The sequence below is a fragment of the uncultured Butyricimonas sp. genome, from assembly GCF_959596855.1.
Lineage (GTDB): Bacteria > Bacteroidota > Bacteroidia > Bacteroidales > Marinifilaceae > Butyricimonas > Butyricimonas muris.
Window position 1 is genome coordinate 52731 of the sequence record NZ_CAUFYA010000027.1, and the last position, 15275, is coordinate 68005.

The window sequence follows — 15275 nt, forward strand, 5'->3', positions numbered from 1 at the left end:
GACTACTAACAGAATGATTATGAAACGCGTACTTTTTTGTTTACTGGCGATTTTTGTCATGGGCTCCTTCGGGAGTCTCATGACAGGATGTAGCGATGATGATGAGAAACCGGGGATACTGGAAGAAAAGTATTTCATGGTACTCGATGCTACTTATGTACGGGGTGGTTTCCCGGCGGCAACGTCGGAACTTTCCGTGGGACAGGTGAATATCAACAAGAATGTTTTGGCAGGCGGTTCTTCCGTGGTAACGATCAATTCGGAAGAGGAGGTTTCGGAAATTTATGTGGCGGTGTCCGGCGAGACAGAGGGGTATTATCGTTTTGATCCGACGATATCTCGCGCGGGGACTAACATGTATAACGTGATTCTGCTTGTGAGCCAGAATCTGGAGGGTGATTTTACGATACGGATTGCCACAAAAACAGTAAATGGAGAGATCACGAAGGAGTTCACGAAAAACGTGAAATATATAGCCGCGGGGACGGGAGCGTTGCAGGTGAGTCTTTCTTTTGACAACGAGAAGGATGTTGATTTGTATTTGGTAAAACCGGATGGCGCGGTGATTTATTACGGTAACCGGGATAATTATCGGGAGAGTGACGATGAAACCGAAGGGACAGAAGAGGTGATTTACGGGTTAGACGTGGATTCGAATGCCGGATGTGGTATTGACGGGATTAATAACGAGAATATTTTTTACCCGGACGGATACGTGCAATCGGGTAAATACGAGGTGTGGGTGAATATGTACCAGAATTGCGACAAGTCAATAGCCACGAATTGGGTGGTGACGGCTATTTATAAGGGTGCATTGCTGTCGCCGACATGGGGACAAAATCCTGTCACGGGTGTATTCCCTGTGAATACGCCGAGCAATAGTATCGGTTCTGACTTGAACGATTTGGCTGTAAAGGTTATGGAATTTTCGATTTCCGATGGTTCGCGGGCTGTAATGAGTTTGAACGGAAAGAAACTGAAACCGTTACCCGAATCGGCGAAGTTGAAATTGCAGCAAGCTAAACAAAGATAACAAAGGAGGGCGTAATGAAAAGACTATTGATACTAACCCTATTCGCGCTTCTTTTCTTTGGATTCGTTTCATGCGGGGGAAGCGCCACGAACAAGTCTTTGAAAGCGATTGACGAGATAACGACGAAGGCGGAAAAAGAGAAAGACAAGTTGACCGACGAGGATTGGAAGAAGTTGGGGAAGGAGATGGAAACTCATCTTGAAACGTTGAACAAGGCGATTGATGATGACGAGTTGGGCATGATGGATAGGTTGAAGTGCGTGGGGATCGTGGCACGGTGGACGAAAATTGCGGTGGAGAAGGGATTGGAGAAGGTGGAGAAAGAAACAGGTATGTCTGCCGAGGAGTTGGGAAAAGAATTGGAAAAAGCCGCTTCCGAACTGGAGAAGGCAACAGGGGAGATGAATGACTAATGTTTAAAATTTGAAATTATGAATCTGATAGACAGGGCTAAGAATATCTTGTTTTCCCCGAAGACGGAATGGGAGAAGATTCAAGGAGAAACGATACCTCATGTTAAAATGTTGACTACTTATTTGTTGTGGTTGGCGCTGATACCTGCGGTTGCCGCTTTTATCGGCTGGGGGGTGATCGGGCATAAGGTGTTGTTCGTGCGGGTGGCAGGTTTCGGGTTGGGCATCCGCTATGCCTTGATGCAGTTTGTTTCGGTGATCGGGGGGGCATACCTGACGGCGTTGGCGTTCTATCTGGTGGCTCCTCATTTCGGTGCGAAGAAGGATTTTGATAAGGCTTTCCAGCTGGCTGCATATTGTTACACGGCGGTTTGCGCGGGTGGTGTTTTCTATATAATGTGGAGTTTGAGTTTTCTTGCGGGGATTGCCGGGCTTTACGGTTTGTATATCCTTTGGTTGGGTGTGAAACCTATGCTAGAGGTACCCGAAGAAAAAGTGACGAACTATTTTATAGTGGCTCTTTTGTGTATGGTGGTGATCTCCATTGTACTGGGGGCTATATTGGGTGCGGTGACAGGTGTGGGAACGACGCTAGTGTAACTGGTTAAGAAAAGAAGGTGTGTCACGGTTTCGCGACACGTGGCACAGGCTTCTTTCATGAGGTATCTAGTAAAAATATGAACGATGAAGAATTATTCTGAACAAGAGGAGTATTCCGGGGTACCTAAAGGTTGTTGGGGACGTGTATTACGTTACTTGATGATTCCGTTTAAGGTTTTTAGAAAAAGGAGGGATGGTACGGGACAGGGAGAGAAGCAATCCTGTCGGGGGGAGGCGGATAAGTGTGTAAATACTCGTTCATCTTTAAGCCGGACGGATATGGAAGGGTATTGCGAGAAAGTGGTGGCTTATTTGCAAGAGAGTGAGATATACAAGGAACCGGATATTTCGGTGGCATACGTGGCGAAGGCTACCGGTATTTCAAGTATAATCATATCTCAATCGATAAACACACTTTTAGGGAAGAATTTTTTTAATTTGATAAACGGAATGAGGGTGGAAGAGATCAAACGGATGTTGCTGGACGGGTGTCAGAATAAATATTCCATCGAACAGATAGCCCGCATGTGCGGTTTTCGTTCCCGATCTTCTTTCTATCTTGCTTTTAATAAGATAGAGGGGGTGACACCCACGGAATGGTTGAAGAAAAACAAAAAATAAATCTAAATGAAGTGATGAGAAAGATATGGATATTCCTCACGTGTTTTATGTTGGCGGTGAATCTCGCTTACGGTCAGTCGTGGGGTGAAAAGATAATAAAAAAGGCTGGTAAGCGGGCAGAAGAGAGAGCGAAGCAGAAAGTGGAGGACAAGGTGAACAAGAAAGTGGACAAGACCGTGGATGACGCTTTTGATGAGGCGGGGAATGCCGTGAAAGGAAATAAAGATAAAAAAGACAAAACGGAGAAGAAGGAAGAGGTGAAGGTAAAACCCGTCGCAACAAAAGCGGAGAGTGGTCAGCGAATGAAGCAAGGTCCGCGGGGACCGGTAAAAAGGACGGAGGTAGGTAAAATATTGCCTTCCGAAAGTATCGACGTTGCGGAAAGTAGTGGTGGTGTCTTATCGGGGGGAGGGGAAATTTCGATTGCCGTGTATAACGTTGCCGATAGGTCGTTCTATATTTACAAAGACGGTAAGCGAACAGGGCCTTACACGAAGTCCGAGATGAAGGCTCAATTGCCTGCCGATAGAGTCAAGTACGTGAATGCCAACGTGACGAGGAAGGTTCGGGCTTCCCAAAAGCCGTTGCAGGACGGTTATGTTGTCGAGGAAGGCAAGAAATACGGCCCGCTCGAGGGAGAGCTCTATTATCTTTACGAGAACGAGGATAAAAGTGCTTTTATCGCTGTGGTGTATAACATGAATGCCCCGTTGGCGTTTGTTACCCCGTTAGCCGGGGTGGTGAAGACCGACAAGTATATGCAATATGACTTGGAAGTGCTCACGAACGAGAGTGGCAAAGTCCTTTTATTGAGTATACCGCTTACAAGCACGAATCCGCAAAAACAGATGGAGAAGCAGATGGAATATAATCAAATACAGATGGAGAAGATGAAACCTATCATTGATTTGACGAAGAAGATGCAGGGTGCCAGCACGGAGGAACAGATGAAAGTGGTCGCGGAGATAAAACGAAAGAAAGAGGAGATCGAAAAGGAACTCAAGGAGATCGCTCCCGATCAGCTTGTTTTCGAGAAATATATCTATACTCTTGATGGTAAAGGGTACGGGCCTTACGCGAAGGATGCCATGATATGTTTTTCCCGCTCCGGGGGAGAGCATTGGGCCGCGATGTTTAACGGCACGTTGCGAATAGACGGGGTGGAGATGCAAGTGCCGGGAGGAATTTACCCGACGAGTGATATACTTTGGATTTCCCCGGACGGGCAGCGGTTTGCCTTGAAAGAATATGATAAGATCGCCTTTTCCGACGGGAAGGAGTATCCCTACCCGATGCACGTGACGTACGAGAACGGTGAATTGATCTGGTTATGCATGGAAAACAAGGAAAGTATAGTAAGGTATTCTTTGGACTTTTAACGGGATGCGGAGTCGCTATCCTGCTATCTTTCGCGTGTGATTGCCGAAGTCGCAGGGAAGGGAATGAAGAACGCTACGATGAGCTGTTTCGGGCGGAGTATTCGGACGCATTGACTTTTCTTGACTGTAACCTTTGGATAGCGGACTCCGCCACCTGTTGGGGTGTCGATCCGGATGTGGTTCGTGCCACGGTGTTTCCCGAATTGTTGCGTTACTCCGCGCTTCGAGACCAGATAGAGACCTCTTGTCTGAAAACGCTTTACGTGCAGTTCGGGGAGAAGTATGCTAATTTCTCAATCGGGCGTTTCCAGATAAAGCCTTCTTTCGCCGAGAAGCTGGAACGATTGTGGATGCATGACACGGTGAAACGCAGTCCGGATGTTCGTTTTGACACGACGACTTCCGCACGAGCCCGCAAGGAACGTATCAACCGGTTGGAAACCTTGGAAGGTCAGGTTAGGTACATCTGTTTGTTCATGCGCTTGTTGCCTGAACTGCATCCGGGGATAGACCGTTTGGACGCCGAGGCACGATTACGGTTTTATGCTACGGCATACAACTATTCTTTCACGGCGGAATATGATGCCATACAGGTGGAAGCGTATAGAAAGCGTTTCTTTATATCTATGTTTGCTTATCCCGGAATGAAGTATTATAATTATTCGGATATTGTTCTTTTTTATTATTCGAATTTGAATAACCATGTTCCATAGGAATTTTTGAAAAAAATTGTATATTAGCAAAATTAGTGTATGGATTGGATGACAAATGAAGATTTATTGATTATAATTGTGAATTCCGGCTGTATCACCTTGTTGGTGGTTATGGCTATCGTGTTGGGCGCCGCTACTCGAATGAAAAGCGGCGGGGGGTTCGCAGTGCTGATCGTGGCGACGACAGTTCCGGTCTATATTTATAATTTGTCCCGTTCCGTGGAGTTTTACGGTGTAGCGGAGATAGCCGTTTATCCCGCTTGTTTCATGAATGCCTTGTTATTGCCCGTGTTGTGGTTGTTCGTCCGGGGACAATTGGATAAGACATTCAAGTTTACCGCCGGATATTGGTGGCATTTTATTCCGGCTTGTATTTCTTTATTGGCTATGTTGATCTATTACCTGCCGATGTCGAGAGAGGAATTTATCGAGGATATGCTCGAACAGGCTAACGGTGTGGAGAATTTCGTGGCTCTAGTGAATGACTTTATCGTATTATTTCAGCTTGTGTTTTATTTCATTCTTATTTTCCGATTCCTGCGTCGGGTAAAGCGGGCGTTGCAGGATAATTATTCCGATAGTGATTACTTGACGATCGGGTGGCTTCCCCGTACGGTAACTTTATTCGGGATTTTGTTCGTTATCGTGTTCGTTACTTATCTGATTTCGCCTCGGACTGATGTATGGCTGATCCCGATACTGAATGTCATAGCGATGAGTTATTTGACGTATAATTATATCGTTTATCCGGTTGCGGGGTATATCTGTCGTCTGGATTCTTCTGTTTCGGAGGTGAAAAGGGCTTCTAAAACATTGTGGCAAACCGTTGATTTGGATATCGGTCAAATGAAATTGAATTGCGCTCGGGTAATTGATATATTGAATTCTACCCATATTTACAGGAATCCCGATCTCTCGCTGGATATGTTGTCGAGAGAGACTGGGATAGGGAAAGGTGCTATTTCCCGTTCGATAAACGGTTATTTGCAGAAGAACTTCTTTGAATTGATTAACGAGATGCGGGTACGAGAGGCAAAGCGAATGCTATTGCTATTGAAGTCGAACAATTACACGATAGACAGTATCTACCGGGAATGCGGTTTTCATTCCCGGTCTACCTTTTTCCTCGCGTTCAAGAAAGTGGAGGGTACATCTCCAGCCCGTTGGTTGAATGAAAAAGAAAAATATTGAGTTGGTTTTACCAGCTACCGCTGGAACCGCCACCCCCGAACGAGCCGCCGCCAAATCCCCCGAACGAGCCGCCGCCGCTGCTAAAGCCGCCGAAGCCACCACTGCTGCTGCCGCCGCCAAAACCGCCCATGGGGAAGATAAAGAAGCCACCGCCGGAGGAACGTCCCGGCGAATATCCGCCGCCACCCCGCCGCCGGAAAATGAAGGACAGTAATACCGCTAAAATGATAAAACCGATGACGAAATCAATCCACCCGCCACTCTCGCTTTTCTTCCGGTATTCGTCCGCCGTGTATTCTCCTTTCGAGAGATCCATGATCACGTCGAGAGCCTTGTTTACACCCCTGTAATATTCTCCTTGCTGAAAAGAGGGGATGATTTCGTTACGTATGATACGGGATGCGATGACGTCAGGAATGACTCCTTCTAACCCGTAACCGACGGAGATGGCTACTTCGCCTCGTTCTCTGCCGCTCTTGGGTTTTATCAGGAGCACGATACCGTTGTCCTTGCCTTTTTGTCCCACGCCCCATTGCTCACCCAAGCGGGCGGCGTAATCGTTGATATCATAACCGTTTAGCGTGGGAACGGTGACTACCGCTATCTGCGTGGATGTGCTGTCGTTGAAATTCCTTAGCTTTCTTTCCAGTGTGTTTTGTTCCTGTTTGCTGAATAGTCCGGTGAAATCGTTCACGATACGCCGGGGTTTCATGGGGTCGGGAATGTTCTGTGCTCCGGTGATATAGCTTATGCCCGCGATAAGGGTAAGTAATATGAATAATCTTTTTATCATTGTTGTTCTAGTTACTGAATGAAATATCATCGGGAAGTTCGTTCACGTCATCCTCTTGGTAGGGGAAATACGCTTTTAATTGTTCCCCGGCAGTAATCACGGCTTCGCAAATACCTTCGGTGATCGCTCCCTGTTTGAATTTCTCGACCATGTTTGTTTTGATCGAGTCCCAGAATCCGGCGGGTACTTTGGAATTAATCCCGGCATCGCCGAGAATGGCTAATTTGTGGTCGAGTAGAGCAACGTAAATCAATACCCCGTTGCGAAGTGCCGTTTTGTGCATCTTCAATTCGGCGAACACGTCCGCCGCCCGGTCGAGTACTTCTATCTTGCTGCGATTCTCGATATGCACCCGGATTTCTCCGGAAGTATCTTTCTCCGCCTTTTGTATGGCAGCTACCATGGCTTCTTTTTGTTCTTTGGTGAATGCTTTCTCGGGAGACATGAGTTGATTTTAAATTTTAGATTTTAGATTTTGGATTCCAACTGCACGGGATTTCGCTTTTTTAGAATTTTACTTCCGGTGCTTTTTCCGCCCCGGCGGTAGCCTCGAAGTAAGGTTTCACGGTGAAGCCGAACATGTTGGCGAGGATGTTTTTCGGGAATGAACGGATGTAAGCGTTATAGCTTTTCACGTCCTCGTTGAATTTCCGTCTTTCCACGGCAATACGGTTCTCGGTACCTTCCAGTTGAGCTTGCAAATCCCGGAAGTTTTCGTTTGCCTTGAGGTTGGGGTATTGTTCCGATATAGCCATCAAGCGGGAGAGGGCAGAGGAGAGTTCGCCCTGCATGCTGTTGAATTGTCGGATGGTCTTCTCGTCAAGTTGATCAAAATTAATTCTCATTTGGGTTGCTTTCGCGCGGGCTTCCACAACTTGAGTCAGCGTGTTTTGCTCGTGTTCGGCGTATCCTTTCACCGTGTTCACGAGGTTAGGGATTAAGTCTAAACGGCGTTGGTATTGGTTTTCCACGTTCGACCATTGTGATGATACTCCCTCGCTACGAGTTACCATTTGATTGTAACTTCCTTTAAACCACATGAAAATACCAATCAGGATAATGACAATTATTCCGATTACAATATAACTCTTCTTCATTTTTTTGCTTTTATTTTAGTGATACAATTAATGTGACAAATATAATATTTTTCAATTTCTTCTATCAGAAACCATGCCGTTTTAGCAGGGCTTCGAGTTCTGTTTGAGTGTCATCATATCGTTGAGTTGTTTGATATCATCTATTAACTCCTGTTTCAAGATATTCATATCCCCGTGAGCGATAGCGGGTTCGCTGACTTCATTTTCCGCCGGAGGGGGCATTTTGTATGTTTTCTTTTTTGCCATAGTAATGATCCTCGTGGTCTTAATAATCACAAAGATACGAAATATATCCGAAAAGTGTTATGCTTTTTCCCGTATTACCCGGTCATAGATGTAAAGTAACACGGTTGTGCCTAATCCTATGGCTAGAATTACCATCCAAATATTAGAGGGAGAGTATTGTTGCCAAAGGAGATCGGTCAATTCCTTGTGTCCCATGTGGAGTTGTTGCGCCACGTTGTCAAAATAGGCGTTACTGGATAACCCTTCGGGGATAGCCAAGCCTTTGGCTTCGGCGAATTGGCGGGTGATAACCACTTTGTCGGACATATTCTGGTACACCATACCGGAGATAATCCCCGCGAAAACACTACCGATAAACACGGGAATAAAGGAGTATCCCATGTAAAGGGCTTTCTTGTCATGCGGGGCGATACGTCCGATGTATTCCGTGATCTTGGGTGAGCCTGCCATTTCTCCCAGCGAGAAGACGAGTATCGCCACGAGCGTGAAGAGTACGTTTTGGGAAAACAATGTTAATGCCATACCAATGGAACACACGAGAAAGCCTGACATCATTGATTTCAACGGTTTCATGCGCATCACGATGCTTGATACCGCGATTTGGAAAATGATGATATACAAGGCATCGAAGTTTGTCACGAATTCGGCGTCCAATACTCCCGGCGCAGGACTGTAATTATTACTGATAAATGGAATATACTCGTGGAAAAAGTTGTAAAGCACGCTGGTATCCACCCACTGAGAGATAAACACAGGCAGCGTGAAGAATAACTGGTAATACATAGTCCAAAAACCTGCCACGATAAGCAGGAACACGAGAAATTTGACATCCCGTACGATGCTGAACATATTACGGAATATATCCCCGAAAGTCTTTGCCAGCGAGGTTTGTTCCACTTTTCCACGGTGAGGTTCCTTGTAAAAGAGCAGCAGAATGAAATTTAACGCAATCATCCCTGCCGAAACGTAGAACACGAGATGCGATGATCCTTTAAATAGTAATGTTACCATAGGACCGAAGAAAGCACCGATGTTCACCATCATGTAGTAAACGCCGAATCCTATTGATGCTGTTTCATCAGTGGTTGTCTTGGCTATGGTTGCCGATATTACCGGTTTGAATAACGCGGCACCCACGGCAAGATAAAGATACATGAGAAATACTCCCGTGAATGTTGAGAACAAGGGTAAGAGGATAAATGCCGAGGTGTAAATCACGAAAGCGAGTGCCAGTATTTTTTTATACCCGTAGCGGTCAGCAATTGCCCCGGTCAATACGGGCAGGAAGTAGAGTATTCCAGTGCCCACGCCCATGAGGATACCTTTCTGGCTCTGCGTGAATTCCAGACCTCCCGCATCGGAGGAACTGGTGAGGTAATTGGCAAATAGCATGAAAAATCCATACCATGCCCAACGTTCGAATAACTCAATAGTATTTGCCACCCAGAAGGTGCGGGGAAATTTACTGAAAAAACTCATGGTTTCAGGTTTTGCCTTCGGCAAGTTACAAGTTGCATTGCCTTCGGCAGTTACAGGTTACAAGTTCGAAGAGATTGTCTAAACCTGTAACAGCGAAAGCAATGTAACTCGCCGTAGGCGAATTATTTAACCAAATTCATCGTATCTGTTGCGATAACTAATTCTTCATCGGTAGTGATGCTCATCACGATCACTTTAGAGTCAGACATGGATAACATTTTGTCTTTTCCGCGAGTGCCTTTGTTGGCAGCCGTGTCGAAATGAATACCCATGTATTCCATGTTACGGCATACTTGTTCGCGTACTTCATCGTCGTTCTCTCCGATGCCACCCGTGAATACGATCAAGTCTACGCCGTTCAGTACGGCCGCGTAACTACCCACGTATTTTTTCACGTCGTAAGAAAGGATGTCAAGAGCCAAACGGGCTTTCTCGTTACCTTCGCTTGCGGCAGTTTGCAGGTCACGACAGTCTGAAGATACCTCGGACACTCCTTGTAATCCGGATTTTTTGTTTACCAAGTCGTTTGCTTGAGCTGTGGTTAGTCCTTCTTTGTCGCAGATATACAACAATGCACCGAGGTCGAGATCACCCGTACGGGTACCCATGATCACCCCTGCGTTGGGAGTGAAGCCCATAGAGGTGTCGACGGATTTACCTTTGTTGATAGCGGTAATGGATGAGCCGTTACCGAGGTGGCAGGTGATAATCTTTTTCTCTTCGATGTTCCAGCCTAGAATGTTGCATGCCTTTTGAGCCACGAATTTGTGAGATGTCCCGTGGAAGCCGTAACGACGTACCCGGTATTGCTCGTAATATTTGTAGGGCAGACCGTAAATGAATGCCTCTTTCGGTAGTGTCTGGTGGAACGAGGTATCAAATACGGCTACTTGCGGAACGCCCGGCAGTAGTTTTTCCATTGTCTCGATTCCGGTCAGGTTTGCCGGGTTGTGCAACGGAGCCAACTCGCAGCAAGCGGCGATTTTATCTTTAGCATCTTTGTCCACGATAACGCTCTTGGCAAAGAATTCCCCCCCGTGTGCCACGCGGTGTCCCACGGCATTAATATCGGTCAGAGCCTTGATTACCCCGTGTTTCGGGTCAACAAGTGCTTTCAGAATCAAGTCAATACCGACGGTGTGATCCTTGATCGGTTCTTCCACCATGTATTTATCTTTTCCTTCCGGTTTGTGTGTGAAACTTCCTACCGGTAGACCGATTTTTTCTACCAATCCTTTTGCCAGTAACGTCGGCTCTCCTTCCATGTCTAACAACTGGTATTTTATGGAGGAACTACCGCAGTTTAATACTAATATGTTCATTATATTTGAATTTATAAAGTTTTTAAAGTCCGTGAAATATTTAGTTCGTAAAGTTTATTAGGTTTATAAAGTTCATAAAGTAAACTTGCTTTATAAACCTTATGAACTTTATAATTTTATAAACTGATTTATTTTGCTGCAGCTTGATTTACCGTGATAGCCACTAGGTTTACGATATCACTAACCGAACAACCTCTTGACAGGTCGTTGATTGGGGCTGCCATACCTTGTAGCACGGGGCCAACAGCTTCGATGCCCGCGATGCGTTGCACGAGTTTGTAGCTGATGTTACCTACTTCGAGGCTGGGGAAGATAAGCACGTTGGCTTTTCCGGCCACGGGACTGCCCGGGGCTTTGCTTGCACCCACGGAAGCTACCAGTGCGGCGTCTGCCTGCATTTCGCCGTCGATCATTACGTCGGGAGCCATTGCTTTTGCCAGTTCGGTTGCTTTTACTACTTTATCTACCAGTTCGTTCTTTGCCGATCCTTTGGTGGAGAAGCTCAACATGGCCACTCTCGGCTCGATTTTAGCGATAGCTTTTGCGGTTCCGGCAGTAGCCACGGCTATTTGAGCCAATTCTTCAGCGGTGGGGTTAGGCAACACGGCACAGTCGGCGCACACGATTAACCCGTTTTCCCCGTATTCCGGTTTGTTGGTCAACAGGAGGAAAGCCCCTGATACGACAGACATTCCCGGTAACGTCTTCACGATTTGTAACGCCGGGCGTAATACGTCTCCGGTAGCGTTCTTCGCTCCGGCGACTTCACCGTCCGCATCACCGCTTTTGATCATCAAAGTTGCCAGATAAAGCGGATCAACAACAAGTTTCAATGCTTGTTCCTTTGTCATCCCTTTACTCTTGCGGAGTTCAACCAACAAGTCGGCATAAGCCTCTTTTTTTTCGTGGTTCTCGGGATCGATGATTGTTGCTTTACCGATATTTTTTAACTCGAATTTCTCCGCCAAAGCCTTGATTTCCTCCGGTTTCCCGATTAGGATAATTTGCGCGATACCTTCACCCAAAAGGATATCGGCAGCTTGTAACGTACGTTCTTCGGTTCCTTCCGGAAGTACAATTCTTTTATTGCACTTCTTGGCGTTTTCTTTGATTTGTTCAAGGAGATTCATTGTCTTTATCTGTTTTGTAATTGTTATTCGCAATCGTTGCCGCAAAAGTATGAATAATTCATCAAATTACACGTGTTTTGCTATTTATTGTTTGCAATTTTCAATGATTTTGCAAGATTGAGATTGCAAAATTCATGAACTCACTTTAAAGCGTACTCGCAATACTCCTTCGTTGAAATCGTGTGATATTATACGGAATGTACCGATTTCCGCTGTGTTCGTCACGTGTTCGCCGATACAGGCACATTGATCGTAATCACCGATACGGATAACGCGTACTGTATCTACGCTTGGGTCGGGCAGGCGTTCGATGCTGATACTTGAAGGTACTTTGTCTTTCGGGTAGAAAATTTCTTCTACGTTGATGTTCTGTTGAATAATGTCGTTCACCGCTTGTTCTACCGTGGCTATATCCTCGGGAGTGGGAGAGGTGGTGAAATAATAGTCACACTTGGACTTCTTTTTCTCGATATGCGCCGAGAAAGCCCGTTCGCAATGGAAGTATTTTACCATTTGCGAGTTTAGTATGTGTTCCGCCGTGTGCATGGCAGGCGAGGAGTATACCTTGTTCGGTTCGTTGATGTTCATGCTTTTAATATTGCAAATTTTGTAGTTTGTGATGTTCCATCGCGAATATAATTAAATAATTTACGATACGCGAATTATTTGATTACAAGTTAATAGGTCACAAGTCGGTAAAAAAATAACTGTTTCTTTTGGATTTATCAAAAAGATACTTACCTTTACAGCGAGAATCAAATGTTACAACCGTTCACGGTAAAAATACATAATGAATACCGGGGATAAGTGCGAGACACACTTAGGAAGTTTTACTTTCATAACATGATCGAATCGATACGCCTTAGACCTTATATCGGCCCTTGATATACTTCCAAACCCTCCACTCGCCATTCCCCGGTTTCTTTTTTTAGTCTAAATCACATGTTATAATAGAATTTATTGCCTATCTTTGCACCTTGAGCGGGTAAAAATACCCGTGGGGAAGAATCCCTTTTGGGTGTGTCCCCTTTAATTTAGGTTTAAATAAAACTGTAATTATGAAGTTATTAGAAGGAAAAACAGCCATTGTAACCGGGGCATCAAGAGGTATCGGTAAAGCTGTGGCAATGGAGTTTGCCAGACAAGGCGCTAATATTGCTTTTACCGACTTAAGGTATGACGAAATCGCACAAGAGACAGAGAAAGAGATTGCTGCCTTGGGCGTGAAAGCGAAAATGTACGCTTCCAACGCTGCCGATTTTGCTGCTACAAGTGCTACCGTGGACGAGATTGTTAAAGAATTCGGACGAATTGACATACTTGTAAATAATGCCGGAATCACGAAAGATACTTTGTTAATGCGCATGAGCGAAGAACAATGGGATGCCGTGATTAACGTGAACCTCAAATCCGTGTTCAATTTCACGAAAGCCGTTTCTGCCGTCATGTTACGCCAGAAATCGGGTTCTATTATCAGCATGAGTTCCGTGGTGGGAGTAAGCGGTAACGCCGGACAGGCTAACTATGCCGCTTCCAAAGCAGGTATCATCGGCTTCACCAAGAGCGTGGCGAAAGAATTAGGTTCTCGCAACATCCGTGCTAACGCCGTGGCTCCGGGATTTATCATCACGGACATGACCGCTCAATTGTCCGAGGACGTGCGGAAAGAATGGGCTGCTAAAATTCCATTGAAAAGAGGCGGAACGCCGGAAGATATCGCTAAAGTATGCGTGTTCCTCGCTTCCGATTTGTCCTCTTACGTGACAGGACAGACCATCCACGTTTGCGGTGGAATGAATATGTAGACATCGCCGAAGGCGAGTTACAAGTTGCAGGTTATCAGGTTACAAGTTGTACCTGTAACCTGCAACTTTTATCACTCCACGTACATGTACCAACTACCGGAAAAATCAACTTGATTTTCCCCGGCGAAAAAGATATACACGTGGATTATGTGGTATATTAGAACTCGGACAGAATTTGAAGGTGATTCTATAGTGATACAGTTGTGTGTACTGATTATGTCGGATTCCGTACGGGACATCGGTTACCTGAAGGTGTGTTTATGTCTTAAATAGATGTGTTTGTGAAAACACGTGTGCTCTTTATGAAATATGGTTGGAAAAGGGTAAAGCGGAAAGTATCTTTGTATTGAATAATAAGAAATGGGACGGGAACGTCCCATTTCTCACTTTGTGTGATTATTATTGTGCTTTTTTCATGTGGATGGAGAGGTTCGGGGCGGTTTTGATTTTTACTTTTTTCATACCGGGAGCGGTAACGGTAAGTTTATCGTTTTTCCCGGTGACAAGTAAAAATTTACCGTCCTTGTCTGTATTTGTTTGAACTCCTTGAGTCGAAACAGTTGCTCCTGCAATCGGGTTACCGTCTTGGTCCAGAATTGTACCTGATGCTTCTATTACGGAGGGACTGGTTACAACTTTAACCTCAGACATTCTGAGACGAAAATGAGGACGTTCGTCTTGCTTTGTAACGCTAAAATAACTTTCTCCCTGTAACTGAATCTCTCTTCCGTTTGGTTGAATTTCTTGAGAAACAAGATCCGTTTGTGATGATAGTTTCACCTTTGTTCCGTCTGCAAGAGTAATTATTGAGTCTTGAGCAGATAAAACACGTATCGGGGAAAATGTGATAAAATCTTTCACCAACTCGACGTTGACAACTCCGTGCCTGCCTTTCTCGCCATAAACGGAAGTGGCAGCTTTATCTTTGAGAATGGTTATTGATTTGACTATTTGGGGAGGAAGCGAGCGGAATGCTTTCTGATCTACTTCTTGTCCCTCTACAATAAATAAAGGTGTGTCAAGGGATTCGTCACTGATACGGCTTGATATGATGTACGTCCCCCCGTCGATAATGGTATCCCTAATTAACATGCGTGAAGAGCGGGAAAGGGTATCCTCGCGAATTGTGAGTGTAACCAAGGAGTCGTTGGTGGAGGTAGTGGTAATGTAAACCACACCATCTTTTGCAGAGGTCTTCACGGTCGTCTTGGTTGTCAGAGAGTCTTGTTCCGGAACGGGATTATTTGCCGCTTTTGTTTCCAGAATTGAAGTAAAATCATTAACTTTGATTGCTGAAATCTCGTTTAGTTCGCCGGAGATTTCGGGACGGGCGAAAGCGGTTAAGGCGATTACCGCCAATGGAAGTACATACAGGTACTTTGCACGAGCCCACGGACTGGATTTTTCTTTTAACATCATAGTGATACGTTTTTTAAGTTTACTGTGATTAAAG

At 45.3% G+C, this 15275-nt stretch carries 17 protein-coding genes; 8 read left to right on the forward strand and 9 right to left on the reverse strand.

The genetic code is table 11. From position 1 onward, the window contains the following. The first annotated feature begins 19 nt into the window (after positions 1–19). The 7 genes from Q5866_RS12410 (at position 20) to Q5866_RS12440 (ending at position 5950) form a co-directional block, all read left to right on the forward strand. Positions 20–1033, forward strand: coding sequence for a hypothetical protein (locus tag Q5866_RS12410; protein ID WP_303180542.1), 1014 nt, complete (start codon positions 20–22; stop codon positions 1031–1033). Between the two features lie 14 nt (positions 1034–1047). Further along, on the forward strand, positions 1048–1446 hold the full coding sequence (locus Q5866_RS12415; RefSeq protein WP_099292367.1) for a hypothetical protein: 399 nt from the start codon (positions 1048–1050) through the stop codon (positions 1444–1446). 18 nt (positions 1447–1464) lie between these two features. Further along, positions 1465–2046, forward strand: coding sequence for a Yip1 family protein (locus tag Q5866_RS12420; protein WP_186975315.1), 582 nt, complete (start codon positions 1465–1467; stop codon positions 2044–2046). Positions 2047–2130: 84 nt separating this feature from the next. Then, positions 2131–2667, forward strand: a complete 537-nt coding sequence (locus Q5866_RS12425; RefSeq protein WP_099292369.1) for an AraC family transcriptional regulator — start codon at positions 2131–2133, stop codon at positions 2665–2667. 14 nt (positions 2668–2681) lie between these two features. Continuing rightward, positions 2682–4046 (forward strand): hypothetical protein, encoded by a 1365-nt coding sequence (locus tag Q5866_RS12430; RefSeq protein WP_303180545.1) that lies wholly within the window; start codon positions 2682–2684, stop codon positions 4044–4046. Continuing rightward, positions 3998–4759 carry a hypothetical protein gene (locus Q5866_RS12435; protein WP_303180547.1) on the forward strand — a complete coding sequence of 254 codons (762 nt, stop codon included), beginning with the start codon at positions 3998–4000 and terminating at the stop codon, positions 4757–4759. The genes Q5866_RS12430 and Q5866_RS12435 overlap by 49 nt, the downstream gene beginning before the upstream one ends. Positions 4760–4798: 39 nt before the next feature. Further along, the gene (locus tag Q5866_RS12440; RefSeq protein ID WP_303180548.1) at positions 4799–5950 is read left to right on the forward strand and encodes an AraC family transcriptional regulator; all 1152 of its coding nucleotides are present in this window, start codon (positions 4799–4801) and stop codon (positions 5948–5950) included. 7 nt (positions 5951–5957) lie between these two features. On the opposite strand, the gene Q5866_RS12445 is transcribed toward Q5866_RS12440, so the two are convergent. The 8 genes from Q5866_RS12445 to Q5866_RS12480 form a co-directional block, all read right to left on the reverse strand. After that, positions 5958–6743 carry a YgcG family protein gene (locus Q5866_RS12445; protein ID WP_303180549.1) on the reverse strand — a complete coding sequence of 262 codons (786 nt, stop codon included), beginning with the start codon at positions 6741–6743 and terminating at the stop codon, positions 5958–5960. A gap of 7 nt (positions 6744–6750) precedes the next feature. Continuing rightward, positions 6751–7188, reverse strand: a complete 438-nt coding sequence (locus tag Q5866_RS12450) for a TPM domain-containing protein (RefSeq protein WP_303180550.1) — start codon at positions 7186–7188, stop codon at positions 6751–6753. Positions 7189–7249: 61 nt separating this feature from the next. Beyond that, the gene (locus Q5866_RS12455) at positions 7250–7840 is read right to left on the reverse strand and encodes a LemA family protein (RefSeq protein WP_099292375.1); all 591 of its coding nucleotides are present in this window, start codon (positions 7838–7840) and stop codon (positions 7250–7252) included. Positions 7841–7921: 81 nt separating this feature from the next. Continuing rightward, positions 7922–8086 (reverse strand): hypothetical protein, encoded by a 165-nt coding sequence (locus tag Q5866_RS12460; RefSeq protein WP_303180551.1) that lies wholly within the window; start codon positions 8084–8086, stop codon positions 7922–7924. Positions 8087–8143: 57 nt separating this feature from the next. Further along, positions 8144–9565 carry an MFS transporter gene (locus Q5866_RS12465; protein WP_303180553.1) on the reverse strand — a complete coding sequence of 474 codons (1422 nt, stop codon included), beginning with the start codon at positions 9563–9565 and terminating at the stop codon, positions 8144–8146. A 122-nt stretch (positions 9566–9687) separates the two neighbouring features. Then, complete coding sequence (locus tag Q5866_RS12470) at positions 9688–10887, reverse strand: acetate/propionate family kinase (RefSeq protein WP_303180555.1); 1200 nt, start codon at positions 10885–10887, stop codon at positions 9688–9690. Positions 10888–11015: 128 nt separating this feature from the next. Then, positions 11016–12017, reverse strand: a complete 1002-nt coding sequence (gene pta, locus Q5866_RS12475; RefSeq protein WP_227214655.1) for a phosphate acetyltransferase — start codon at positions 12015–12017, stop codon at positions 11016–11018. A gap of 132 nt (positions 12018–12149) precedes the next feature. Then, a complete protein-coding gene (locus tag Q5866_RS12480) occupies positions 12150–12605 on the reverse strand; it encodes a hypothetical protein (RefSeq protein ID WP_186975326.1) in 456 nt (151 codons plus the stop codon). A gap of 470 nt (positions 12606–13075) precedes the next feature. Between Q5866_RS12480 and fabG the strand changes: the two genes are divergently transcribed. Then, complete coding sequence (gene fabG, locus Q5866_RS12485) at positions 13076–13822, forward strand: 3-oxoacyl-[acyl-carrier-protein] reductase (protein ID WP_099292382.1); 747 nt, start codon at positions 13076–13078, stop codon at positions 13820–13822. Between the two features lie 399 nt (positions 13823–14221). Here the strand turns inward: fabG and Q5866_RS12490 are convergent. After that, on the reverse strand, positions 14222–15275 hold a 1054-nt coding region (locus Q5866_RS12490), incomplete at its 5' end, for a carboxypeptidase regulatory-like domain-containing protein (RefSeq protein WP_303180558.1).

Excerpts from the sequence above, each read along its gene's own strand:
- Q5866_RS12430 (WP_303180545.1), top strand. The coding sequence starts at position 2,682 with ATGAGAAAGATATGGATATTCCTCACGTGTTTTATGTTGGCGGTGAAT.
- Q5866_RS12445 (WP_303180549.1), bottom strand. The coding sequence starts at position 6,743 with ATGATAAAAAGATTATTCATATTACTTACCCTTATCGCGGGCATAAGC.
- Q5866_RS12425 (WP_099292369.1), top strand. The coding sequence starts at position 2,131 with ATGAAGAATTATTCTGAACAAGAGGAGTATTCCGGGGTACCTAAAGGT.
- fabG (WP_099292382.1), top strand. The coding sequence starts at position 13,076 with ATGAAGTTATTAGAAGGAAAAACAGCCATTGTAACCGGGGCATCAAGA.
- Q5866_RS12420 (WP_186975315.1), top strand. The coding sequence starts at position 1,465 with ATGAATCTGATAGACAGGGCTAAGAATATCTTGTTTTCCCCGAAGACG.
- Q5866_RS12460 (WP_303180551.1), bottom strand. The coding sequence starts at position 8,086 with ATGGCAAAAAAGAAAACATACAAAATGCCCCCTCCGGCGGAAAATGAA.
- Q5866_RS12465 (WP_303180553.1), bottom strand. The coding sequence starts at position 9,565 with ATGAGTTTTTTCAGTAAATTTCCCCGCACCTTCTGGGTGGCAAATACT.
- Q5866_RS12480 (WP_186975326.1), bottom strand. The coding sequence starts at position 12,605 with ATGAACATCAACGAACCGAACAAGGTATACTCCTCGCCTGCCATGCAC.
- Q5866_RS12435 (WP_303180547.1), top strand. The coding sequence starts at position 3,998 with ATGCATGGAAAACAAGGAAAGTATAGTAAGGTATTCTTTGGACTTTTA.
- pta (WP_227214655.1), bottom strand. The coding sequence starts at position 12,017 with ATGAATCTCCTTGAACAAATCAAAGAAAACGCCAAGAAGTGCAATAAA.
- Q5866_RS12410 (WP_303180542.1), top strand. The coding sequence starts at position 20 with ATGAAACGCGTACTTTTTTGTTTACTGGCGATTTTTGTCATGGGCTCC.
- Q5866_RS12450 (WP_303180550.1), bottom strand. The coding sequence starts at position 7,188 with ATGTCTCCCGAGAAAGCATTCACCAAAGAACAAAAAGAAGCCATGGTA.
- Q5866_RS12440 (WP_303180548.1), top strand. The coding sequence starts at position 4,799 with ATGGATTGGATGACAAATGAAGATTTATTGATTATAATTGTGAATTCC.
- Q5866_RS12415 (WP_099292367.1), top strand. The coding sequence starts at position 1,048 with ATGAAAAGACTATTGATACTAACCCTATTCGCGCTTCTTTTCTTTGGA.
- Q5866_RS12470 (WP_303180555.1), bottom strand. The coding sequence starts at position 10,887 with ATGAACATATTAGTATTAAACTGCGGTAGTTCCTCCATAAAATACCAG.
- Q5866_RS12455 (WP_099292375.1), bottom strand. The coding sequence starts at position 7,840 with ATGAAGAAGAGTTATATTGTAATCGGAATAATTGTCATTATCCTGATT.